Genomic DNA, 22,728 nt, shown 5'->3' on the forward strand with positions numbered 1-22,728 from the left:
GCGCAAGAACGCAAAGACGCGGGTCCATAGGTCGGGCCGGAGGCCCCGCAGCTGCCGGCTGCGACTGAGGTGTCACCCACGGGCTTTTTGATTGTCCTCCAACAAATTCAGCATTGCCTCGCGATATTTCGGTATCAGGACATCTTTGTCGTGATGGCCGGCAAGGTAAGTCTTGCAATTGGCGCCGGCCTGACCATATCGACGTTCATCCGACATGAGCAGGGATACATTTTCCACCAGCCGGTCAAAATCGCCGCCGGAAACCAGCCCGCATCCGTGCTCGGAAAACATGCCGTTGGGATCCACCTGCAAACTGACGATCGGGACTCCGTATTTGAAGGCCTGCAGGAAGGTGTCGGGGCAGCCCTCGAAGGCCGAAGTGTTGACCAGCAGTCTGGCCTCCGCAAAGTGCTTCTCAACCTCGTCATAGGGAACATAGGTCAGTATTTTCAGGTTTGAAAGGCTCTGGCTTTTTTGCAGGATGCGGCGGTGAACGTTGTCGATGGCCAGGCTCATGATCATCAGGTACTCGTACTCGGGTTTCCTGCGGGCGAGATCCACGAACAACTCGGGCTGCTTGACGCGATCGTCGGATTTGCCCACCCACAGGATTCTTTCAGCTCTTGAGGATTTCGGAAAACGCGGGGCCAAATCGACAGGATTGGGAATGACGACCGCGTCTCGTCCAAAATGAGTCTTTGCCAGTTCGGCTTGCCGCCTGCTTTGCACCATAAGCAGATCTGCGTTCTCGATGGTGTACGCCATCAGGAAACCCAACTGGCCATAGATGTCCGTCGAGCCGGTTCGGGCCTCATGGGCCGCGACAAAATCCTGGTCCGAGCCGCTGACCATAATGTACTTCTTGCCACGACGACGGCAGAAGTATGCGAGGTTCGCAGTCAAATCATGATTCCCATGCGCCATATAGACATCGGCGTCGATTTGGTCGTAGATGTTCACGTCCGCATTTCGGATCGTGTGCGACCGGATGCATCCAAACAGGCTCTCCCCCTGCAGGAAGGCCGTCGCCCGGCGCGCGCTCGATTCGACTGCCGCCACAGGATAACGCAGCTTCCTGATCACGTTGACCATGCCCCTCGGCGCGTGCGCTTTGAGGTAGAGTCTTGCTCTCAGGCTCAGCGGTGAAGGCGCCGGCATGATTCCTTCACGGTGGCGCTGAGCTGCGGATAAATCATCCGGTCCGGCAACCGAATCCGAATGCAGGAGAGCGCCGGCCCAAGGATTGTCGGCCCGGAGCGGGCAGTATCTGCCGGGCCACGGGCAGAGAGTCACGCCATGGCGCACTTCGCTGCCTGGTTGCCCGTGGTCAAAGACCACCAGCTTGACCTCCAGGTCCGGGTACTTTGCCAATTCCCTGGCAATCAGGGAGATCCTTACTTCCGATCCGCCAAAAGGGCTGATGCATGACGGGTTGAAAAGAGGATAGCTGTACAGACTCAATACACAGACTTTGAGCTTCCATGTCTCCAAAGTGGCCGGTGCCGGTTGTTCGCTCATCTTGTGTCACATGTCCTCAGGATTCGTCACCGAAGGAGCGTAATCAATCCTCCATGACTCTTAAAGACTCGCGGGCGCATCTTATCATGGGCGGACGAGGATTGATGACCGTGATTCGGATATCGGTCTCGATGGAGGGGGCAAACAGGACATCACAGCAGAAAACGCTGCGCAGCCCGGAGGCCGCAACCGAGACATCAACCACGAAAGACACGAAAATGATTTGGTCCCGCGTCAGGCACAGTATTCCGCCAGGGCTTGAGCGGGTCTATAATCCGCCTGTCCGGCAGCACATTCAGGGAGCCTTATGCGGAGCGGACCGCGGATACTCATCGTGGTAAACGTCGATTGGTTCTTTTTGTCCCATCGTCTCCCGATAGCAAGAGCGGCTCGGGACCGGGGCGCGGAAGTACTGGTCGCAGCCGCAGATACAGGACGATCGGATGAGATCCGCAGGGAGGGATTCGGCTTCATGCCGATTCCGCTGACCCGCACAGGGACAAACCTGATCGCCGAGTCGCGTGCCGCCTGGTCCCTGATCAAGACCTACCGCGAGACCAGGCCGGACCTGATTCATCACGTCACAATCAAACCGGTCATCTATGGATCGCTCGTCGCGCGCATCACGGGATTCAAGGCTGTGATCAACGCGGTCAGCGGCCTCGGCTACGCTTTTTCAGACGACGGGCGCGCCAACGTTCTGCGCCCCATGGTGAAGCTCCTCTATCGATTAGCTCTCGGATCCCGCCGCAGTTTCACCGTGTTCCAGAATCCTGACGACCTTAATGATTTTGTCCGCATGGGTCTGGTGACACTGGATCGCACAGCACTGATCCGGGGATCGGGCGTGGATTGTTCAAGATTCCGGGTGAATGCTCAGGCTGAGGGTAACCCGATGGTCATGTTCGTGGGCAGGATGCTCTGGGACAAAGGAGTGGGAATCTTCGTCGAAGCGGCCCGCAGGCTCCGCGCGGCCAATCCTGAAGTCAGATTTGTCCTCGTTGGCGCCGTCGACCCCGTCAACCCGGCGGCCGTGCCGGCGGACCAGATCCAGCGCTGGGTGGCGGAGGATGGGATCGAGTGGTGGGGGGAAAGGCTGGACATGCCGGAGGTCCTGGCACGCGCTCACATCGTAACGCTGCCCAGCACGCACAGGGAAGGACTGCCGAAGGTACTGCTGGAGGCTGCCGCCTCGGGCCGTCCCATTGTCGCCAGCGATGTCCCCGGGTGCCGCGAGATCGTCCGCCACAACGTGAATGGTCTGCTCGTGCCGCCTGGTGACAGCAAGTCCCTGGCACGGGCGCTTCAGGAACTCCTGGAATCGTCGGAATTGCGAAACCGCTTCGGCTCGGCGGGACGCGAGATCGTCGATAAGGAGTTTTCCCAGGAGCTCGTCGTGGAGCAGACCTTGGCCCTGTACTGCAGGATGCTGGGCAGCGCATGGTCTCAGAGCGGAGCATCCTTCTTATGAGCCGAGTCCTGGTCACAGGCGCGGGCGGTTTTGTCGGCGGGCATCTGTGCCGGCGGCTCGCCGCTGCCGGCTTGTCGATTCGAGCTGCAGCACGCCGTTCGCTGCCCTACGCCATCCCTGGAGACAGATTCCAGCAGTGCCTGATCCCAGGCGTCGGCCCGACCACAGACTGGACTATGGCCGTTGAGGGCGTTGATTCGGTGGTTCACCTGGCGGCCCGCGCACACGTCCTGGAAGCGAGAGGCGAAAGACATCTTGAGGCCTTCCGCGAAGTGAATGTCGAGGGCAGCCGCTCCCTGGCTCAAGCGAGCATACGAGCCGGGGTCCGCCGTCTCGTGATGCTGAGTTCGATCAAAGCGATGGGCGAGGAAACCGTGGTCGGCCAGTGCTACGCAGAAGACAGCCCTTGCCGCCCAAGCGATCCCTATGGGATCAGCAAGCGGGAAGCCGAGCAGGCTTTGTGGGAGACTGCGGCCGGCAGCAACATGGAGGTGGTGATCGTGCGCGCTCCTTTAGTCTATGGCCCAAGGGTGGGCGCAAATTTCCTGCGGCTGCTCAGGGCGGTCGATCGAGGCACCCCCCTGCCTCTGGGATCGGTCAAAAACAGGCGCAGCCTCTGCTACGTGGAAAATCTGACGAGTGCGATTATGAGCTGCCTGGATCACCCCGCGGCGGGTGGGCAGGTTTTCCTGGTTGCCGATGAACAGGCGCCTTCCACCAGAGAACTCGTGTGCCGATTGGGCGAACTGCTGGGCCGTTCCCCGCGGCTCCTCCCCATCCCAATCCTGCTATTGCGCATTGCGGGCAGGATATCAGGCAAGTCGGATGAAATCCGGCGACTGACCGGCTCATTGCTCCTGTCGACCGCCAAGATCCGGCAACGGTTGGATTGGCGTCCGCCATTCACGCTCGACGACGGTCTGCGCACTACCGTCGCGTGGTACCGGTCTCTGGAATGAAACCATTCCGACGCGTATTTGGGATTTTAGATTTTGGAATTTGGATCTGCTCCTTTCTTTTCAAATCCAAAATCTAAAATTCCTCAAAACACGCGAAACCGGTTTCGTGGTTTGGTTAGAGGAAGCGGACTGAATCGACGGTCAGGGTGACGGCGCCGAAGTCTTCCTCTACCAGGCCCGACAGCACATACGGGCGCGAGCGGTTCAGCATGTGGCAGAAGCGGGCATACGTCTGCGGGAAAAAGGTGGTCTCGTAGAGCGCGCTCGTGTCTTCGAAGCTGATGAACTCCATCGGCTCGTCATCTTTGCTGGTCACCACCTTGCCGGTCACCCACCAGCCGATCGTGGTCACGCGCCGGCCCACATGCTTCGCCAGATCCGCGCCGCGCACGTGCTTCAGGCGTGCCAGCGGCTCGCGATAGAGTTCCAGCGGGTGCCGGCTGATCAGGAAATCGAGTGTCTCCAGCTCGTGCTCCAGGACCGTGCGCGCGCTGTATTGCGGCACGCGCGGAGGTTCCACCGCCGCGATGTCCTGGAAGAGCGAGCGCGCCACGGCGCGCCGTGCGGCCTTCGTTTCGTGCCACGCCAGCGTCTTCCAGATCATCTCCGGCCGCGTGGCGCCCCCTGCAATGCTGTCGGCGGCGCCGGCCTTGATCAGAATCTTCACATCGGACGGATCGATGTCGACGCGGGCGAGAAAATCCTCCAGCGAGGCAAACGGCCGCTTCTTCCGCTGCTCCAGCAGCGCCTCCAGCCCAGCCTCCTTCAGCCCCTTCAGCTGCATCAATCCCACCCGCACGATCCGATCCTTCCCCCGGTATTCCTTCCCGCTTTCATTCACATCCGGCAGCAGCACTTTCAGCCCCATGCGGCGCGCCTCCGAGATGTAGGCGAAGGGCGAGTAGTATCCGCCCTGGTTAGTGAGCACCGCCGCGATGAACTCGGCCGGATAGTGCGCGCGCAGCCAGCACGACTTGTAGGAAACCAGGGCGTACGACGCCGAATGGGGCTTGCAGAAAGAGTAGCCCGCAAAGCTGAGGATCATCTCCCAGACCTGATCCACCACCTCGGGCGCCACCCCACGCCCGGCCGCCCCCTGGTAGAACATCTCCTTGTAATCTTCGAGTTTCTTTCCCGCACGCTTCTTCGACAGGATTTTACGCAGCAGGTCGGCGTCGGCCGCGCCGAAGCCCGCCATCGCCATGGCGATGCGCGAGACATCCTCCTGGTAGACCATGATGCCGTAGGTCTCGCCCAGGACTTCGTCCATGATCGGGTGCAGCGGCTGCCACGCGCCGCCGCGCAGCCGCCGGACGTACTCGCGGATGTATTTGTTGGCCGCGGGGCGGATGATCGAGCTGTGGATCACGAGATGGTCGAAATCCCCGCGGCGGCATTTCTGCTGCAGCTGCCGCATCGCGGGCGACTCGACGTAGAATACGCCCACCGTGTCCCCCTTGCAGATCAACTCCTGCGTCTTGGGATCGGTCGTCGGGTCCCAGGTGCCGTAGTCGATCGCGACCCCGTAATTCTCCTTGATCGCCGCCAGAGCGTCCCGGATGACCGCCAGGGAGCGGTTCCCCAGCAGATCGATTTTCACGAGCCCCGCATCTTCGGCCTGATCCTTTTCCCATTGGATGATCTGAACCCCCTTGGGCGCACGCTCGACGGGCACGTGCCGGTCCATCCGGCCGGGCACGATCACCACCCCGCCGCAATGCACCGACAGGTTGCGCGGATAGCCGTCCAGCTTCACGGCCAACTCGACGATCTCCGGCCACGGATCCTTAAGCTCCATGTCCTTGTAGACGGGATCGTGCTTGACGAAATCCGGCAGGTGGCGGATCGACCAGTAGTAACCCATGCGCTCGGTGACGCTCTTGATCTCAGCCTCGGGCAGGCCGTAAACCTTGGCCACCTCGCGCACAGCCGCGCGCGCGCGGAAACCCACGTGATTGGAAATCATCGCGGTGCGCTCCGCGCCGTACTTGCGGAAAACGTAGTCGAGGATGTCGTCGCGCTCGTCCCAGGGGAAATCGACGTCGATGTCGGGCGGATCCGCGCGCCCTTCGTTGAGGAAACGCTCGAAAAAGAGATTGTGCGTGATCGGCTCCACGTGCGTGATCCCCAGGCAGTAGGAGACCAGGCTCGCCGCCGCCGAACCGCGCCCGCAGGTGCGCGCCGACTGCCGCACGATGTCGCGCACCACCAGGAAATAAGGGGCGAAGCCCTTGGCGCGGATGATTTCCAGCTCGCGTTCCAGCCGTTTCAGCACAGACTCCGACAGCTCCCCGTAGCGCGCCTCCGCGCCGCGGTAACACTCTTCCCGCAGGTATGCGAAGGGATCCGATCCGTCAGGCGTCTCGAAAGCGGGAAAGGCCGGCCTGCCGATGTCGAGGTCCGCAGAGCATTCGTCCGCAATCCGCAGACTGTTCTCCAGCGCCCGGGTCAGGTGCGGATAGCGGCGCGCCATCCCCTCGGGAGGCTTCAGCCAGCGATCCGCGCTCGCCAGCTCCTCCTTCGGGATGCGCGACAGGCTGGTGTTCAAATCGATGGCGCGCAGCAGGCGGTGCATCGGGAAGTCGGCGGCATCGACAAAATGGACGTCGTTCGTCGCCACCATCGGAATGCCGCTCGCACACGCGAATTTGCGCAGCGCCGGCTCCACTGCGGGATCGTTCAGCTCGACGTAAAGCTGCGCCGTGCCGTTCTGCCTGCCGAGCGCCTCCAGCAATGGGATCTGATCGCTGAGCACGAAGACATGCTCCCGATCCGCGAGCAGCGACCGGCTCAAGCTGAATCCCGGCTCGAGGTGACGGTTCGAGATGAGCCGGCACAACGTCGCGTACCCTTCGCGGTTGCGCGCCAGGACAACTGCGCGTTCGCCGTCCGCGCGCAGCTCGGCGCCCACGATCGGGCGCAGGCCGCGCTCCGCCGCGCACTGCAGGAACCAGACCAGCCCGTAGAGGCCGTTGGTGTCGGTCAAGGCCAGGGTGCGCATGCCGCGGGCCAGCGCCGCATCGACAAGGGCTTCGATCCGGCTCGCCCCCCGGCAGAACGAGTAATTCGAGTGTACGTGCAAATGGGTGAACATATTTTGGATTTTGGATTTTAGATTTTGGATTTGATTTTGGGTTCACTCCGTCTGTTCAAATCTAAAATCCAAAATCACAAATCCAAAATCATCCCCTGGCCGTTTTGATTGACGCAGCAAAAATAGCGGTCAGTTCGTTCGCCTCGTCGTATAAAGGTTGCACGGATTTCCCGGGGAGCAATCCGCCGTCGATAATCAGTTCCAGCCAATAGGCGCTCTCATCGGTTTCCTCTTCTACATTTCCCAATTTGGCTATGAACTCAGCCCTGGAACGGCCGCGGCAGGCAGCGCGGTAGTTTGCACCAATGGCCGTTCCGCTACGGACAAGCTGGCTGCCGATTGCCCGACCAGCAGTGGATTTCGGCAGAGCATCTGACAGCTTGAGAATTCGTAGCGCGAACCTCTTTGTTCTTTCCTTCAACTCCGTTTCGGTCATCAGGACCCCCGCGTGCTTTGGATTTTGAATTTGAAGCGAACGATCAAATCCAAAATCGAAAATCCAAAATCTAAAATTCGTCGCCAAACCGGCGGCGCAGGTCGTCGAGGGCGGACTCCAGCCGCGCCTGGCGCAGCAGCTTCGGGTCGGCGAACAGGTCCAGCTGGGCAGGACCGCTGCTCAACTCGGCCAGGCGCAGATGCAGGCTGCGCACACGCGTGCGCCGGGCCAACGTCCGCTCGAGCAGGCGTCCGGCGCGGGCCGCCAGCACCGCCGTTGATTGCAGCGGCGGGACAAGCTTCGCCTTGCCCACGACTTCTCGATAATCCGAGTACCGGACGCGCACTTCCATCTGCCCGGCGCGCTGCTTCTGCTCCCGCAGCCGTTCCCCGGCGCGCCCGCACAACCCGCAGAGCGCGCCTTTTAACAGATCCCAATCGTTGCTGTCCTCAGCCAGCACGGTTTCTTCCTCCACGGCCGGAACCGCGCGGGGCGGGTAAACCGGCGTGTTGTCGATACCGAGCGCGCGCTGGTGGAGCATGAAGCCAAGCCGCCCGAAGGCCAGCACCAGATGATCCAGCCTCATTGCGGCCAGCTCCCGGATAATCCGGATGTTGAGCTCCCGGAGCTGCTCCTGCGTTTTCGGTCCCACACCGGGAAGCAACTCGGCCGGCAGCGGAGCCAGAAAAGCGGACTCGTCTCCCGCCGGAACATCCTGCAGCCCCACCGGCTCGGTTACCACTGCCGCGATCCTGCTGACCATCTTGTTGGAGGCCACCCCAAGGGCGGCATCGAGGTGAAGCCGCTGCCGGATCTCTTTCTGCGCGTGCCAGGCCGCATCCCGTGGCGGGCCGAACAGGCGTCCCGTACCCGTCATGTCGAGATAAGCCTGGCCGTAGCCCATGGGCTCCAGCACCGGAGAAAATGTTTCCAGAACCCGGCAGAGAGCGCGCGACGCCCGCGCATAGAGCGGTTCGTTGGGAGGCAGAACCACCACGTCCCGGCAGCGCCGCAGAGCGCGCGCCAGAATCATCCCCTTGCGGATGCCCGCTTCCTGCGCCTCCGGCGACAAAGCCGTCACCACCGACCGGGAAGGGCCGACAGGCGCTACCACGACGGGACGACGACGCAGTTCCGGGTGCACCACCCGCTCCACCGCGACTGCAAAAGCGGCAATGTCGATGTGAATGATCTCAGCCATCGTCCCCTCTAATTTTGGAATGGAATCAGCTCTTCCAATCCAAATTCCAAAATCCAAATTCCAAAATCTATAACAATTCCAGGAGCATGCGGGCGTTGATCACGGCCTGGCCGCGCCACGGATTGTTCATCAGCACCAGCACCCGCTCACTCTCCTGTTCCAGGTGCCGAATCTCCGGCACCACCGCCGCCAACTCCGCCCGGCTGTACAGATAATCGTGCCGGTCCGATCCGTCGCCCTGGATCCAACGCGACTGGTTCCGCCCTTGAAACCGCACATATGCCGTGCCCGCCGTCGCACAGTAAAACGTCTTATCCGTCAGGCTGGTGCCGCCGTCGACGCACGCGAGGGCGATACGCTCGGCGGCCAGATGCCGGGCGGCGCGCGGCGTCAACCAGTCGGGGCAGCAAAAATCCGCTATCAGCGGCAGGCCGGCAAGAGCATCCCTGAGCCGGCACAGGCGCTGGAAGTTGTCGCGTATGAATCCAAAATCGGGCCCGAACTGCGCAACTACGCCGGCCAATTGGGCGCCCTCCTTCAGAGGCCAGAGTGCCGCTACAAACCGCTGCGCCAGATCCCCTGCCCCGCCTCGTTCTTCCACCAACCGGGACGGAACGCGGAAAAGGAATTGGAGCGAGCCCGCCTCGTTTATAAGTTGTTGAATCGAAGATACTTCAGGAACACGATAGTACGTAAAAGTCAGCTCACAGCAACCAAAATGACGGCTGTAGTACTTCAGCCACAGGGCGGGGTCGAGGCTTGCAGGATAAAACACCCGCCCCCAATCGCGATGCTGAAACCCGCTCGTGCCCACCAGAATCATGACTCTAAAATAGGTGAAAATTAGGTGAAAGTCAATAGCCCAGAAATCAGGAGTCAGAAGAAAAACAAGCGACAAATCGGTTGCACAAATTGCAGCCTGAGGTGGCCGCCGTTTCCTATTCCGACCGGGTCGGAGTTCGGAGATGGAAATCCAGGACTTCTGTCCTGACTCCTGACTCCTGGGTATAATGAATCAAGGCAGGAGTGAGTTATGAAGATCTTGTTGCAAGATGAAATCAAGCAAAAACTGGCTGCCCTGCGGGGCTGGAGGTCCACCCCCGAGGGCATCCAAAAGCAGTATGAACTGGACAGCTTCATGTCCGTGATCCGTCTGGTCAATCGCGTGGCCGAAGCAGCTGAAAAAATCAACCATCATCCCGACATCCTCATCAATTACGACAAGGTAACGTTCACGCTGGTAACCCACGATGCCGGCGGCGTCACCCGGAGAGATTTCGACCTCGCAACTCGCATCGAGACGCTCGCGTCGTAACCGGTGCGTCGCCAAAACAAGCAAAAGCCAGCCACGAATGGCGCGGTGCGGAATATCCGCAACCGAAAGCCTCAACGCAGAGGCTGCAGAGGATTTTCGCTTCTGCATGACTTTTCTCCGCGACTTCTGCGACCTCTGTTGATCTTTTGCTGTTCTTGCCTAAATGGCGAGGATTGTAAGTAAGTAGTACAAATTTCACCAATGGCGCATTCGTGAAATTGTGGCATTCGTGACTGTTTGGGAAGTATCCCGAGGGTATTTTTCTCCCGGGACTAGGATTCCACCTAGTTTCTTACCTGGGGCGTTCCCCATAGAATGCGCGCAGCGTTGGCAGGGTCGGGCTTGTGACCTGGGTTGCTCGGATCACCGCTCCTCAAGCTTACATTTCGAGCGACCGTCAGATGGATTTTGGGGTGTTCTGGGTTTTTGATTCTTTGATTGAAGCAACCCGGCTCGCTCCAGGTTCACCCATCCGTATTTGACCGCAATGGTCTGTGTTTTCCGGAAACGCAGGAACCGGGGGGAAAATTGCATGAGAACCAAGATCTTCGTGGTTGCTGTATTCCTTGCACTCTTCATGGCAAAGAGCACCTATGCGCAGAACAGGTATTTCCTGGCTCAAGTGGCCACGGGCCACTATGCCGGTGGGAGTTACCGCACGACATTCATCCTGTTCAACAATACCGATGCGGATACCACAACCTCTTTGCAGTTGACCGATGACAACGGCAATCCTCTGACGGTCACAATTCCAGGTCTCGGCACCAACAGTCAATTCAGCATCTCACTGACGGCCGGCGCCTGCCGCATCCTCCAAACCGACGGCTCGGGAAACCTGGCGACGGGAAGCGCTACCGTAGCTTCTGCAATAGCCATCGGTGTTTCGGCGATATTTACGATCTATGATCCCAATGGAAATTATGTGACCGAAGCGGGAGTCGGAAGCTCCAATCCGCTGTCGGAATTTGTGCTCCCTGTGGATACGACCGGATTCTTCAATACCGGCCTGGCGCTTTTCAACGCCGGTGGCGTCGACGCCTCGATTACATTGATCCTCCGGAATACATCCGGGCAGGAGGTTTTGAGAGCGCCACTGACACTCAAGAGTAATTACCACATCGCCCGCTTTGTCGCTGGCACCAATCAGCTTTTCCCCTCGATAAGCAGTTTTCAAGGCACACTTCTGGTCCAGAGCTCCGTCCCCATTGCGGCGCTTGTGCTGCGGCAAAACGGGACACCGCTTTCCTACACTTCGTTACCTGCAGTGCCGACCACTTCGACCAAAACGATTCTTAATCTGGCACATGTGGCAAATGGAGCCTACGGCGGTGGGAGCTACAAGACATCGTTCCTGATTTTTAATCTCTCTTCAACACTCCCCGCAAACGTCACCCTTTCATTGACAATTCCCGTGACTATTGCGAACCAGGGCACCAGCACGAGTTTCAATTTTTCCCTGGGTCCCGGCGCCTCGATCTTCCTTCAGACGGATGGTTCGGGCACCGTGGCCACGGGTGCAGCCACCGTCACATCCACATCCAGCGTGCCTATCGGGGCATCCGGGATTTTCACGGTCTTGGATTCCCAGGGAGCCTTTCAGACGGAGGCAGGTGTTGGGGATTCGCCCATAATGACATCGTTGACGCTGCCCGTCGATGTCATCGGCAACTTCGACACCGGCGTCGCCTTCTTCAATCCGACCAGCTCAACCGCGACTCTGACCTTCCGGTTGCTGGATCCTAGCGGCTTCCTGGTCGGATCGAGCGCCACGAGAAGCCTGTCCCCCAACGGCCATACGGCGGAATTTGCCTCGCAACTGTTCCCGGGAACCAGCAATTTCTTTGGATCGGTTGCAGTCACTGCAACCGCGGGAGTAGCGTCTCTGACATTGCGCCAGAATACCTTGCCTCTTTCCTATACCACTCTGCCTACGGCCTCCGGGACAGCCACAGGAAAGACCGCAATCGCGCCGCTGCTGTCGAAGAAAGAAACCGGCATCACGGCACTCATCAACGACCCCAATGTGGTAGTCAACGAAACGCTTCTCCCGGGATTCAAGCTTTCGGGCACGGTCAGTGGGGCCGGCCAGGGGATTCAGGTCATAGCCAGCGCAGGCACAAGTAATGTCTTTGCAGGTCAAGTCGACCCACTGACAGGCAAGTACCTGATAGTGGTTCCGGGCGGGACCTACAGTCTCACAACCTGCTACCAGCCGGCTGGTGCCCTATCCGTTGGTGTCGTGACGGTGACGTTTGCAGATCCGAACGCGGTCCAGGTCTCCGGCGACACCACCAGGGACATAACGCTGCCTGCGGTCCCGCTTTCCAACGTCTCGGGCGCAGTCTCCGGGCTGAATGGCCTGCCTTCCGGAGTGATTACGACGATCGTGTTCACTGCTACCGACAACACCAGGCAGGGTCAATTCACTCTGGATGCGAGTGGGAATTACCAGGGAGTCCTGCCGGCGGGAAACTATCTCGTGGGCGTCAGCAGGGCGCCGATCCAGTTCGCGCTGCTCCAGAACGAGTCGTTGCAGCTTTACAACATTGGCTCTCTGACTGTGGGAGGAGGCCCAGGCACCGGCAACTACGCCATCCCTGCCACCGCGACGCTCTCGGGCTCCATTCTTGGCGGAGGCCTGCTGAGCATCCCGCCGGGCACGATCGTTACCGCGACCGACACATCCGCGCCGTCAATCACGCAGCCTGCCTGCTGCGCCGCGCCGGCCACGAGCTCCGCGACCGCCAACCTCTTGGCGCAGTACCAGACGGTTCTGGCGCAGAACCGGAGCTTCGCAGTCAGCGCCACTGTTCCAATCGGGCAGGGACTGAATTTAGCCAGCCTGGTCACTTACCCGCTGAGCCCCAGCGCCGTGAGCCTGGGGGTGAATACTTCACTCGACATCGTAATCCCCAACTTGCCGAGGAGTGCAACCATCTTCGGCCAGGTCAAGGATGGCGCGGGCGTACCGATCGCCAATGTGGTGGTCACCGCCTATTCCCAGTCGATCCAAGACGCCGCCAACGTGGGATTCACGGCAGTTGGAAAGACGGATGCCTTTGGGAACTACAGCATTACGGTGCTTAGCGGAACCAACTATCAACTCACCTTTGTGCCGCCTGCGCCCCCCGGATAGCGGCGAAAGTCGCCGAAGATCGACATGTTCTCCGCGAGCAATGGATGCGGCCCTGAGGGTCCGCGCCGGCCTTGCTCCGATTGTCTGCGCCTGACTCATCGGCTGCCGTGACGGCGTTCGATCCCGGGCGGCGTCCCGATCGGACTCCAGTGCGGTAACCGGGCATTGTGAAGGTGACCACTTCGGCCATCGGAAACCTACCGACATCACAATTTTGGTGCGCTTGAGTGCGAAGACGGCGCATGAGACTGTGGTGAGGCTTTTTGCTTTTTCCATGCTTTGATGTAAGATCAGGCAATTTTGCGAGGAGGAGATCGCCGATGAGGCTGGACGAATTCGAAATGGAGCGCCTGCAGTCCACCTGGGAGAATCGGGTGAAATTCAATCTCTCAGAGAGCAGCGTTCACCCCATGTCTCCGCGGGAATTGGTCACCGATCCGGACTATCTGGAGCGGCTCATGGACACGCCGCTGATCTACAACCAGAGCAACGGGACGGACGAACTGCGCTCGACCATCGCGGCCCACTATCCCGGAGCCACGCTGGATCATGTCGAGGTCACCAATGGCGGCAGCGAGGCAAATTTCGTCTCGGTTTTTGCCATGCTGGCGCCCGGCGATGAAGTCGTCATCCTCCTCCCCAATTATCAGCAGATCCTGGGCATGGTCCGCAGCTTCGGAATGGCGGTGAAACAAGTCAACCTGCATGAAGATCGCGACTGGGCACCCGACCTCGCCGAAGTTGAGGCCGCGGTGTCGCCGCGCACCCGCATGATTATTGTGTGCAATCCCAACAATCCCACCGGCGCAATTCTGACTGCCATGGAGATGGACGCGATCGTGCGCATCGCAGCCCGAAGTGGAGCCTGGATCCTCTGCGATGAGATTTACCAGGGCTCGGAAAGAGATGGCCGGATGACGCCGACCTTCTGGGGAAAGTACGATCGGGTCATCATCACGAACGGCCTGTCGAAAGCCTACGGACTGCCAGGCCTGCGCATCGGCTGGATTGTCGCTCCGAAAGACATCATCGCAAAGACCTGGTCTTATCACGATTACACCACCATCGCGCCCGGCACGCTCAGCGACTGCCTGGCTCGCATCGCTCTCTCCCCGGAAGGGCGCATCCGTTGCCTGGAGCGCACTCGCAACATCTGTCGCCAGAATTTCCCGCTGTTCCGTTCGTGGATGAACAGCCACGGCTCCCTGTTCCGCATGGTTGAGCCCAAGGCTGGCGCCATTGCCTACGTGCGCTACGATCTCCGGGTCAATTCCAGCGTGCTCGTCGACCGCCTGCTCAAGCAGAAGAGCGTGCTGGTGGTACCCGGCGATCACTTCGGCATGGATCACTATCTGCGCATCGGCTACGGTCCGCCGCCGGAGTATCTCCGGGAGGGGCTTGAGCGTGTGCGCGATGTCATTTCTGACCTGAAAGAGAAAGAATGATTTGAGGGACAGTCCCGAATGGCGCTTAAAAAAAAGTGATTTGAGGGACAGTCCCGAATGGCGCTTAAAAAAGGGTGATTGGAATCGTCTTGAGCGTACCAGGAGCAAGGGCTTAAGCCCCGAAAGGGGCGTCCGCAGTCCGCAGCCCAGGGCGTGAGCCCTGGGAATGGAGGGCCATTAACAAAGAGAGCCCTGCAAGGGCGATGCAAGGTCCCTGCAATCGGGGCATTGCAGGCGTTTCTGCATCGCCCTTACAGGGCTCGTCGATCATTTGCGTCTTATCCCAGGGCTTGCGCCCTGGGCTGAAAACTACGGCCGCCCTTTCAGGGCTTGCGGACGCCAACCGCTGCGGACGCTAACGGTTGCGGACGCTGACGGTTGCGGACGCTGACGGTTGCGGACACCAACGGCTGCGGGGATTGTAGCAACCGATGGCTCGCCGGAATGGCTGAGCCCGCCAGGGTCGCACCCTATTTACTTAAAGGGCCTATCCAGGTGACTCAGGTTCGGTTCTGTAATTGCGCGTCAGTCGGCCCTGAGTGGGCCCGCAGACGCAGGACTGGTGGTCTGTGCCATACCGACGCTGCTTTGATGCCCAGGAGCCTCTGAGTGCGATTCTCGCGCCAACCTGGAGCGCATTGGACCGAGATGGCTACCTGAGTCAAATGGATAGGCCCTTTACTTAATTAAGCGCCAGTCGGGACAGCAAGCGATGTCCCAAACTTTTGGGGAAACGGTCCTTGTGAAAGCCGTCCCTTCAGTTCGGGGACAGAGGCGACTATCCCTGAAGTTCCGGATGAGGTGTGATGACTGAGGAATTGCTGCAGATCAACCTCGCGTTTCTTGGTTTCGGCTCGGTCGGGCGCGCATTCATGCGCCTGTTGCTGCACCGCCGCGCCTGGCTGCATCGGGAGTTTGGCCTGGAATGGAAGGTCACCGGTATCGCCACACGGAACCATGGCATGGCCATCGATCACAATGGTCTGCCCGCGCAGAAGATGCTGCGCTCCTGGAAGCGCGAATTCAGCCTCGACCGCTATCATGACGGCCCCGCCTGCTCCTCCAACACGGACTTCGTCCGCCAGTGCGGAGCGGACGTGCTCTTTGAAACGAGTGTGTTCGATCTCAGCGGCGAGCCTGCCGCAACCTACATCCGGGAAGCGTTGCAGGCCGGTCTGCATGTGGTGACTGCAAACAAGGGGCCCGTGGCGACGCACTTCCGCCCCCTGACCCGCCTTGCGCGCCAGCGCGGCGTCGGTTTCCTGTACGAGGGGACGGTGCTGGACGGAGCGCCCGTCTTCAACCTGGTCCGGCAGACGCTGCCATCAACCCGCATTCGCTCACTCCATGGAATTCTGAACAGCGCTACGAACTATATCCTCACCCAGTTGGAGCAGGGCGCCTCCTTCGAAGGGGCGCTGAGCTATGTCCAGAAGCAGGGGATTGCCGAAGCCGATCCAGCGCTTGACATCGAAGGCTGGGATGCGGCGGCAAAACTGTCAATCCTCATCCAGGCCCTGATGGGTGGGACCGCCAAGCCGGAGGACATCCGGAGAGAGGGGATTTCGGAGAGCACCGGGAAGCTGGTGCGGGCCGCTGTGCGCAGGGACAGGCGCATCCGCCTGGTTGCCAGGGCGTATCGAAAAGGCGGGAAAATCATCGGCAAGGTGGCGCCGGAAGAGTTGGAGATTTTCGATCCGCTGGCTGCGATTCGAGGCCTGAGCAACATCCTGATCCTCAACACGGATACCATGCGGGAACTGGCCATCGTCGAAAACAACCCAACCGTCGAACAGACCGCTTTCGCTCTCTTCGCCGACCTGGTGACCCTGCTTCATCGCCCTCGATAGCAGACTTCCGAAATCCGACCTCAGACCAGAAGCATCAAGCTGGTCTGGGACCGGGAAGATAGGGGTGCACGGGTTTCGGCCGGGGCTTGGATCCAAAATCCGCAATCCAAAATCCAAAATAGATCAGATGCCCCAGGCGCCGCTCAGGTGGATGTTGGTCCCATTGATGTAGCGGGCTTCTTCCGACAGCAGAAAGCATACGATCGAGACTGCATCCCGGGGGCTGCCGACATAGCCGGCTGGGATGTTCTTGGTCAGCTGCGCGAACTCCTGCTGCGGTGGGCTGTCGGTCTGGATGAACCCGGGCGAAATCGAGTTCACGGTGATGCCGTGCGGCGCCAGAATCTTGGCGAGCGACCGCGTCAAGATGAGTACGCCCACCTTGGCGATATAGTGCGCCGTAATGAAGGGCTGGCCGACAAGCTGATCGGCTTTGGCGATGCTGAAGTTGATGATGCGGCCCCAGTTCCGCCCGATCATGCCGGGCGCCGCGGTGCGGCTGAGATAAAACACCGTATGGAGGTTGTCGTTGAACATGGAGTGCCATCCCTCGATGCTCTCCTCGAGCACGGGTGTGCGGTGATAGGAGCCGGCACAATTGACAAGGGCGTCGATCCGGCCGAACTCCGACTCGGCCCGCCGCACCAGTTCCTCAGCCGAGGCGGGATCGGATGCGTCGGCCTGCAGGGCCAGGGCGTGGCCCCCCATACCCTTCAGTTCGGCCTCGAGAGACCTGGCCTGCTCTTCACTCGTTCGATAGGATGCTGCCACCGCCCAGCCGCGCTCCACAAGGGCAGTGGCTACGGCGCGGCCAATGCCGCGCGCCCCACCGGTGATCAGAGCCACTCGTTCTTCCATACCAGCACCTTCTTTCCCTCAACAAACCGCACAACACACCAAGCAGGCTGCGGCAGTGCCTGTTTCCCTTGATGAGCAGGTAGATGTTATCAGGGATGCGGGGATAACCTTAACGAAATCGGAGCCCCTATTTTTCTGCATCTTCCGCAATCTCTGCGGTAATATAGCCCCGGTGACTTGCTCGATGGTCATGGAGGATGACTCGAGATGCGTGCGATCCTACTGTTTTTGTCCCACCGCGAATCCTTCAAGAACTTCATGCTGCGTTTCAAGATCTTCCGGAAGACAGCATGGCGCTTTGTCGCGGGCGAGACGATTGATGACGCGATTCGCGCGGCACGCGAGGCGAACCTCCAAGGGATCAGAGCCACGTTGGACCTGCTCGGCGAGAATACGCTCTCACAGGAAGACGCCCTGAGAAGCACCGGGGAGATCATCGGCTTGCTCGATCGGATCTATACCGAGAAGGTCGACTGTAATGTCTCCGTCAAGCTGACGCAGCTCGGCCTTGATCTCGGCACCGATTTTTGCCGGCAAAACCTGATCGGGATCCTGCGGCGCGCGGCCGAACTGGGCAACTTCGTCCGCGTCGACATGGAGGACAGCAACTACACGCAGCGCACCCTCGACATCGTGCTTCAGGCTCACCGAGAGACCGCAAATGTGGGTACAGTGATCCAGGCCTACCTTTATCGGAGCGAAGATGACGTACGCAGGTTGATCGAGAACGGAGTCGAGATCCGCTTGTGCAAAGGCGCCTACCTGGAGCCGGCGACCGTGGCCTTCCGGAAGAAACGCGACACCGATGCGAACTATGTGAGGCTGATGAAGCTGTTGCTGGCAAGCGGCCTCCGCCACGGCATCGCCACGCATGATGAAGCCATGATCGACGCCACCCGGCAGTTCGCGCGAGAGAAAAACATTCCCAAGGACCATTTCGAATTACAAATGCTTTTCGGAATCCGCCGCGACCTGCAGCAGCAACTTGCGCTGCAGGGTTACAACATGCGGGTCTATATTCCCTACGGTGTGCGCTGGTACCCTTACTACATGCGGCGTCTGGCCGAGCGCCCCGCCAACCTGCTCTTTATAGCCCGCAATCTCCTCAGACAGTAACCGGCAAGCAGTCGACGCCCGGCGTGCTGACTGCACTCGATTGCAGAGCCCCGGCTGATTCGAAAATCCTATTGAAAAGCAATAGCTCAACGGAGAGGGGGTGGAGAGCTCGGAGTCGAGGCAAGAAACGCCCTGCGTCCCCTGCGCTGAGCTGTTGAGGCTCGAGGCAGTTATCTTGTACTTTTAGTCAGTCTGCGGCCCCGGCACCTGAGAAACCGCTTTGAACAAATGGGGCTCGATGGCCGGGGCGAGCAGCTGCAACACTGCGAGCGGCAGAGAACTTGTAAACTTGTAGCTGTCGGCGGCCTTGCCATCGACGAAGGCGGTGATCACGCCGAAATACCGGTCCCCGACATAGAATACGAAAGTAGCCGTCCGGTTCACCGCGCGCGATGACAGCTTGACGCCTCCGCGGCCGACCACAACGAAACGATTGTCCCCCGATCCGGTTTTACCGCCCAAGGCGATGCGCTTGCCGTCCGGACCGACGAAAGCACCTGCAACGCGGATGGCAGTCCCCTTGTCGACGACTTCCGACAGAACCTGGCGTAAGAGGCGAGCCGCCGGTTCAGCCATAACCCGCTCGCTTTTCTCGGGAGCGCCTGTAAACACGGTCTCGTACGGGCCTCGCGCACCGAACTTCAGGTCTTCGAAGCGCAGTGTCGGGCGGAGCAAGCCGTCGTTGACGATGATTCCCATCAGCTCGGCAAGAGCCGCCGGGCGGTCCGAGGAACTGCCGATCGCCGTTGCATAGGACGGAACCAGATGATCGAAAGGAAATCCCAGGCGCCGCCAGTAAGGTGTCATGCGCTCGAATGCATCTTCTTCGAATCGGATCCGCAACTGCAGGTCCTGCGCCCCGCGGCTCCGAGTCTGAAACAGCCATGCCGAAGAGATCTTCCGCGCCACGGTGCTGCGGTCGAGCAGATCACGCCAGGAAGCCGCAGGATCACGCACGAGCTCTCCGGCGATCCAGACTTCGAGGGGGTGCTTCCCCAACAGGTAGCCGTAATCCGCAATGGTTAAGCGGGAGCTGCCGTAGGCGCGGACCAGGCGGCCGACCTGTTCGGGTGACTCCGCCACTTTTCGGGCGCGAAGCCAGCGATCCAGCTGCCCCTCGGGATCCTGGATGCGAGCCTCGGGATACCAGGCGAAAAACAGCATGGCCAGATGCCGGTCGCTGGCCGCGCGCGAGCCCAGCAAGGTTGGAATGGCCGCATCCGGCTTTAGGCCGTGGTAGGTCTCATAGAATCCCGCGAGCCTTGCGCGCGCATCGTCGTCCGCGATTTGCTGCAGCAGATGGTGCCGGACCGGATCGTTGAGGTTGTTCAGGACCTGATCCGTGTTGTAAGGCAAGCGTGCCTCGTGAAAGCGTACGATGTCGCGCATCAGCCGGATGAACACGAGATTGGTGGAGTGCTGCGTTGCCTCACGAATGGTCAGCGTGCGCTCATTGTCGTCCGGATCAAAGTTCTCGAAATTGTGAGCTCCGCCTCCGGTGAAAAAGGTCTCGAACGGGCTGGCGGAATAAGTTCGATTCATCGCCATTTCAAGAAACTTTTCAATGCTCAATCCCGGCCCGCGGCTCAGGGTTTCCGTAGCCCAGTGCGTGATTGGATCGCGCGCCTGCCGGGCCCGTTGCTCCAGAGTCTTGGCGTCGAGGGGGACGAGTTCGCTGTGCAGCGCCATCATAAGCTCGAGGTAGTGCGCGAGGACGCGCAGTTTGGCCGTGCTTCCCAGCTGCAGTTTCACGCCCTCATTGATGTCGAAGGGAGCGTCCAGGTTATCCGCCTGGGCGCGCAGTACATTTCCCTGCGGCAGACTTTCGAACAGCAGAAAGCTGTAGGTTACCTTGTCGAGATCATCTCCCTGAGACAGCAGCCTTTTCCCGTACAGGCCATGAGAACCGAGGAAGTTCGAATCTCTGAGCTGCTCGAAAACCTTCAGCACCTCATTCTGCACGGAGTCGTCAAGCGTGGTGTCCACATCCAAATGAAGCTGATCCAGATCGTAGAGGCTCGGCACGCCAAGCACGTTCGACAGGTGGATGCGAATGCTGCTGGCAGCTTTCCGTTGTGGGGAAAAATCGTCGACTGCAGTCCTGGCGCGGGGCGAATAGTTGATCGTAACATTTTTAAGGTTTTCAGCCAGCTCGTGGCTGATAAGCCCGTCCTTCTCCATCAGCTTGCCGTAATAACGCACGCGCGCTTCCAGCTCATCGCGGTGCTGGACCAGAAAGTAGGCGGGCGCGCGCACCGATGCCAGCAGCGTAATCAAATACTTGAATGCCCTGGCCTGAGCGACGGGAGAGTCGGGGCTCTCCAGTTCGCGGCAGACATCGCCGAGTTCGAGGCCGAACCACGCATAGAGGCCGTCGCCCAGGCCGTGGACCTCTCCGTATCCCTGGACGGCAGCCAGCGGCATGGAGTTCAGGTAGTCGACCACGATCTGCTGCCGGGCGTTCCTGGTGTCACGGCCTTCCCGGTAAACTTTGAGGCTGGCGGATAAGATCTGCTTGAGTTTTTCGATTCCCGAGTCGGTCCGACCGGATGGCGAGTGGCGGAACTTCTCCATCTGGGTTGCCAGCGTGCTGCCCCCTTCCAGCCGCACGGGCAGCCGCAGTTTCCTCCCCACATAAGTAGCCGCGGCCTTGCCCAGGCGCGGCCAGTCAATCACGGGATTGTTCTCAACGTCGCGCGGTTTCTCGCTCAGCTCGCGGTTCTCCATAAAGAGAATCGAGGCTACCAGGACTGGCGGAATGTTTTCGTAGTCAAGGAAGGACCGGTCTCCGGCGATTGCGCTATACAGAAGAGCGCCGTCGGCGCTTTTGATGGTAAGCCCGACATCAGCAGGTTCCCGGTAAGGGGGAGTGATCCCCCAGGCAGCAATCCGCGCCAGTTCCTTTGAAAAGTTCGACTGCTCGTGGATGACAAACCCCTCGCTCTGCAATCGGCGTTCGAACTTCGGGATGCGCGTATAGCCACGGCGCACGTCGAAGGGCCCATCTTTAGGAAAAACAATCCGTTGGGCGGGCCCGGGCTTCACTTCGTAGACCAGCTTGCTCGAGTAGGAGCTGAGAATCCGGGCTTGCAAGGTCGAAGTGTTGACCTCATGAACCACCGCCCCGGTAGTCACCAGCAGGACCACCATCCACAGCCAGAATCGGAATGATCCTCTGGGGTGATAGACGTGAACCCGGACCGCTTCCAGCGATTCGGCGTGCCCGTGACCCGCCCAATTGGGCACCCAATGGCCGAGCCAGCGGCGCTTCCTGGGTTTGTCTTTGGATCGTCGACTTCGTGCGGCTGACAAGTGGGTAAAGCCATTAAGGTATGTGGACATAAGCGTTTATGGGGCAGGACCGAGGTGAATCCGGTCCCCCCGGACCGAATCAGCTGATCTTGTGTTTTCCTTTTTTCGTCCTGGTTGCGTGCGTCGTGGGCATCATCATCTTCGAGGCCACGCTGCTGCCGTTTTCAATCATGTATTAAACCCGGATCCTGTCGCAGGTCTTGAGCTCTGCGGGCCTGGTGGTCTTGTTGTCCATACCAAACGTCATCTCTTTGCCGTTGCTTGTCTTGATCGCCAGGCTGGTGCCGGCAGCAGAGACAATCACGTCCGTGATCCTATGCAGCAGGGGACCAGGTGCCTTCTGCTTCGAGGGGGCGGCAGCAGGGGACTCTTGTGCAGCAAATGCGCCAAGGCTCGACATGCAAAGCGAAAGCAGAGCCGACAACAGGAAACACTTCATTTTTCCTGCTCCTTTCCCCCTTCAGCACCTGGGAAGGCCCGAGCCGTCCAGCTTTCCTCGCCGGGTGCCAATACTAATTATGCAACCGTCCCGCGCGTAAAGCAAAAATGCCCAGTTATCCGAAGCCTGAGGAAAAAACACGGCAGCCTGTTCTAAAAATCCTATTGAAAAGCAAAAGCAGCCACGAATGGCACCGGTTTCACATTCGTGAAATTCGTGCCACTCGTGGCTGCCTTGAACAGCCTTCATTTAGCTGCCCGACAGTTCCGGGCGACGAGCATTCCCGCCAGGATACTTCTATTCAATGGCGGCCCTTTGGGCCTCACCAACTGAATGTATAAACTCCAGGGAGTGGCGGCTCGCCGCCACTGCGCAATGGAATTCGATCAGCTCTTTTTGGATGTCACGACAAAGAACGGCTGGATTTCCTGCTCGACCTTTTTGCTGCCGCACTCCGGGCACTTTGCTTTCTTTTTTTCATACTCGGACAATGCCAGTATGGCCGTGAACTTTTTGTCGCATTTTTTGCAGATGTAGTCATAGATCGGCATATGACCTCCGTAATCGGCTTGAGTCCA

The 22,728-nt window shown here is 59.7% G+C and carries 16 protein-coding genes; 7 read left to right on the plus strand and 9 right to left on the minus strand.

The genetic code is table 11. The features are described from left to right. Positions 1 to 72: 72 nt before the first annotated feature. Positions 73 to 1,518: a glycosyltransferase family 4 protein gene (locus LAP85_11785; protein ID MBZ5497075.1), complete on the minus strand. Its 1,446-nt coding sequence runs from the start codon at positions 1,516 to 1,518 to the stop codon at positions 73 to 75. A 307-nt stretch (positions 1,519 to 1,825) separates the two neighbouring features. Between LAP85_11785 and LAP85_11790 the strand changes: the two genes are divergently transcribed. Continuing rightward, positions 1,826 to 2,989 carry a glycosyltransferase family 4 protein gene (locus LAP85_11790; GenBank protein ID MBZ5497076.1) on the plus strand — a complete coding sequence of 388 codons (1,164 nt, stop codon included), beginning with the start codon at positions 1,826 to 1,828 and terminating at the stop codon, positions 2,987 to 2,989. Next, complete coding sequence (locus tag LAP85_11795; protein ID MBZ5497077.1) at positions 2,986 to 3,948, plus strand: NAD-dependent epimerase/dehydratase family protein; 963 nt, start codon at positions 2,986 to 2,988, stop codon at positions 3,946 to 3,948. Before LAP85_11790 ends, LAP85_11795 begins: the two co-directional genes overlap by 4 nt. A 115-nt stretch (positions 3,949 to 4,063) precedes the next feature. Here the strand turns inward: LAP85_11795 and LAP85_11800 are convergent, their stop codons facing one another. The 4 genes from LAP85_11800 to LAP85_11815 all read right to left on the minus strand — a co-directional run bounded on the left by LAP85_11800 (position 4,064) and on the right by LAP85_11815 (position 9,502). Continuing rightward, positions 4,064 to 7,042, minus strand: coding sequence for a DNA polymerase III subunit alpha (locus LAP85_11800; protein ID MBZ5497078.1), 2,979 nt, complete (start codon positions 7,040 to 7,042; stop codon positions 4,064 to 4,066). 88 nt (positions 7,043 to 7,130) lie between these two features. Next, positions 7,131 to 7,478 (minus strand): four helix bundle protein, encoded by a 348-nt coding sequence (locus tag LAP85_11805; GenBank protein MBZ5497079.1) that lies wholly within the window; start codon positions 7,476 to 7,478, stop codon positions 7,131 to 7,133. Between the two features lie 70 nt (positions 7,479 to 7,548). Next, a complete protein-coding gene (locus LAP85_11810; GenBank protein ID MBZ5497080.1) occupies positions 7,549 to 8,679 on the minus strand; it encodes a DNA polymerase IV in 1,131 nt (376 codons plus the stop codon). Positions 8,680 to 8,746: 67 nt separating this feature from the next. Beyond that, on the minus strand, positions 8,747 to 9,502 hold the full coding sequence (locus LAP85_11815; protein ID MBZ5497081.1) for a DUF72 domain-containing protein: 756 nt from the start codon (positions 9,500 to 9,502) through the stop codon (positions 8,747 to 8,749). Between the two features lie 210 nt (positions 9,503 to 9,712). On the opposite strand from LAP85_11815, the gene LAP85_11820 reads away from it, so the two are divergent. From LAP85_11820 to LAP85_11835, 4 genes are all read left to right on the plus strand, one after another. Then, the gene (locus LAP85_11820; GenBank protein MBZ5497082.1) at positions 9,713 to 9,994 is read left to right on the plus strand and encodes a 4a-hydroxytetrahydrobiopterin dehydratase; all 282 of its coding nucleotides are present in this window, start codon (positions 9,713 to 9,715) and stop codon (positions 9,992 to 9,994) included. 532 nt (positions 9,995 to 10,526) lie between these two features. Further along, entirely contained in the window at positions 10,527 to 13,130 is a 2,604-nt protein-coding gene (locus tag LAP85_11825; protein MBZ5497083.1) for a carboxypeptidase-like regulatory domain-containing protein, read from the plus strand. Between the two features lie 320 nt (positions 13,131 to 13,450). Further along, complete coding sequence (locus LAP85_11830; protein MBZ5497084.1) at positions 13,451 to 14,575, plus strand: aminotransferase class I/II-fold pyridoxal phosphate-dependent enzyme; 1,125 nt, start codon at positions 13,451 to 13,453, stop codon at positions 14,573 to 14,575. 806 nt (positions 14,576 to 15,381) lie between these two features. Continuing rightward, entirely contained in the window at positions 15,382 to 16,425 is a 1,044-nt protein-coding gene (locus tag LAP85_11835; protein MBZ5497085.1) for a homoserine dehydrogenase, read from the plus strand. A gap of 123 nt (positions 16,426 to 16,548) precedes the next feature. Here the strand turns inward: LAP85_11835 and LAP85_11840 are convergent, their stop codons facing one another. Continuing rightward, entirely contained in the window at positions 16,549 to 17,283 is a 735-nt protein-coding gene (locus LAP85_11840) for an SDR family oxidoreductase (GenBank protein MBZ5497086.1), read from the minus strand. A 207-nt stretch (positions 17,284 to 17,490) separates the two neighbouring features. Between LAP85_11840 and LAP85_11845 the strand changes: the two genes are divergently transcribed. After that, entirely contained in the window at positions 17,491 to 18,399 is a 909-nt protein-coding gene (locus LAP85_11845; protein ID MBZ5497087.1) for a proline dehydrogenase family protein, read from the plus strand. Between the two features lie 183 nt (positions 18,400 to 18,582). Here LAP85_11845 and LAP85_11850 read toward each other — a convergent pair whose 3' ends face one another. The 3 genes from LAP85_11850 to LAP85_11860 all read right to left on the minus strand — a co-directional run bounded on the left by LAP85_11850 (position 18,583) and on the right by LAP85_11860 (position 22,701). Continuing rightward, positions 18,583 to 21,741: a transglycosylase domain-containing protein gene (locus tag LAP85_11850; GenBank protein MBZ5497088.1), complete on the minus strand. Its 3,159-nt coding sequence runs from the start codon at positions 21,739 to 21,741 to the stop codon at positions 18,583 to 18,585. 145 nt (positions 21,742 to 21,886) lie between these two features. Further along, positions 21,887 to 22,150: a hypothetical protein gene (locus tag LAP85_11855; GenBank protein ID MBZ5497089.1), complete on the minus strand. Its 264-nt coding sequence runs from the start codon at positions 22,148 to 22,150 to the stop codon at positions 21,887 to 21,889. Positions 22,151 to 22,536: 386 nt separating this feature from the next. Continuing rightward, entirely contained in the window at positions 22,537 to 22,701 is a 165-nt protein-coding gene (locus tag LAP85_11860; GenBank protein ID MBZ5497090.1) for a zinc ribbon domain-containing protein, read from the minus strand. Between the last annotated feature and the right edge of the window lie 27 nt (positions 22,702 to 22,728).

The sequence above is a fragment of the Terriglobia bacterium genome (assembly GCA_020072565.1).
Taxonomy (GTDB): domain Bacteria; phylum Acidobacteriota; class UBA6911; order UBA6911; family UBA6911; genus JAFNAG01.

Bases quoted from the DNA above. Each gene is read 5' to 3' on its own strand.
- LAP85_11785 (MBZ5497075.1), bottom strand. From the start codon at position 1,518: ATGAGCGAACAACCGGCACCGGCCACTTTGGAGACATGGAAGCTCAAA.
- LAP85_11790 (MBZ5497076.1), top strand. From the start codon at position 1,826: ATGCGGAGCGGACCGCGGATACTCATCGTGGTAAACGTCGATTGGTTC.
- LAP85_11795 (MBZ5497077.1), top strand. From the start codon at position 2,986: ATGAGCCGAGTCCTGGTCACAGGCGCGGGCGGTTTTGTCGGCGGGCAT.
- LAP85_11800 (MBZ5497078.1), bottom strand. From the start codon at position 7,042: ATGTTCACCCATTTGCACGTACACTCGAATTACTCGTTCTGCCGGGGG.
- LAP85_11805 (MBZ5497079.1), bottom strand. From the start codon at position 7,478: ATGACCGAAACGGAGTTGAAGGAAAGAACAAAGAGGTTCGCGCTACGA.
- LAP85_11810 (MBZ5497080.1), bottom strand. From the start codon at position 8,679: ATGGCTGAGATCATTCACATCGACATTGCCGCTTTTGCAGTCGCGGTG.
- LAP85_11815 (MBZ5497081.1), bottom strand. From the start codon at position 9,502: ATGATTCTGGTGGGCACGAGCGGGTTTCAGCATCGCGATTGGGGGCGG.
- LAP85_11820 (MBZ5497082.1), top strand. From the start codon at position 9,713: ATGAAGATCTTGTTGCAAGATGAAATCAAGCAAAAACTGGCTGCCCTG.
- LAP85_11825 (MBZ5497083.1), top strand. From the start codon at position 10,527: ATGAGAACCAAGATCTTCGTGGTTGCTGTATTCCTTGCACTCTTCATG.
- LAP85_11830 (MBZ5497084.1), top strand. From the start codon at position 13,451: ATGAGGCTGGACGAATTCGAAATGGAGCGCCTGCAGTCCACCTGGGAG.
- LAP85_11835 (MBZ5497085.1), top strand. From the start codon at position 15,382: ATGACTGAGGAATTGCTGCAGATCAACCTCGCGTTTCTTGGTTTCGGC.
- LAP85_11840 (MBZ5497086.1), bottom strand. From the start codon at position 17,283: ATGGAAGAACGAGTGGCTCTGATCACCGGTGGGGCGCGCGGCATTGGC.
- LAP85_11845 (MBZ5497087.1), top strand. From the start codon at position 17,491: ATGCGTGCGATCCTACTGTTTTTGTCCCACCGCGAATCCTTCAAGAAC.
- LAP85_11850 (MBZ5497088.1), bottom strand. From the start codon at position 21,741: ATGTCCACATACCTTAATGGCTTTACCCACTTGTCAGCCGCACGAAGT.
- LAP85_11855 (MBZ5497089.1), bottom strand. From the start codon at position 22,150: ATGAAGTGTTTCCTGTTGTCGGCTCTGCTTTCGCTTTGCATGTCGAGC.
- LAP85_11860 (MBZ5497090.1), bottom strand. From the start codon at position 22,701: ATGCCGATCTATGACTACATCTGCAAAAAATGCGACAAAAAGTTCACG.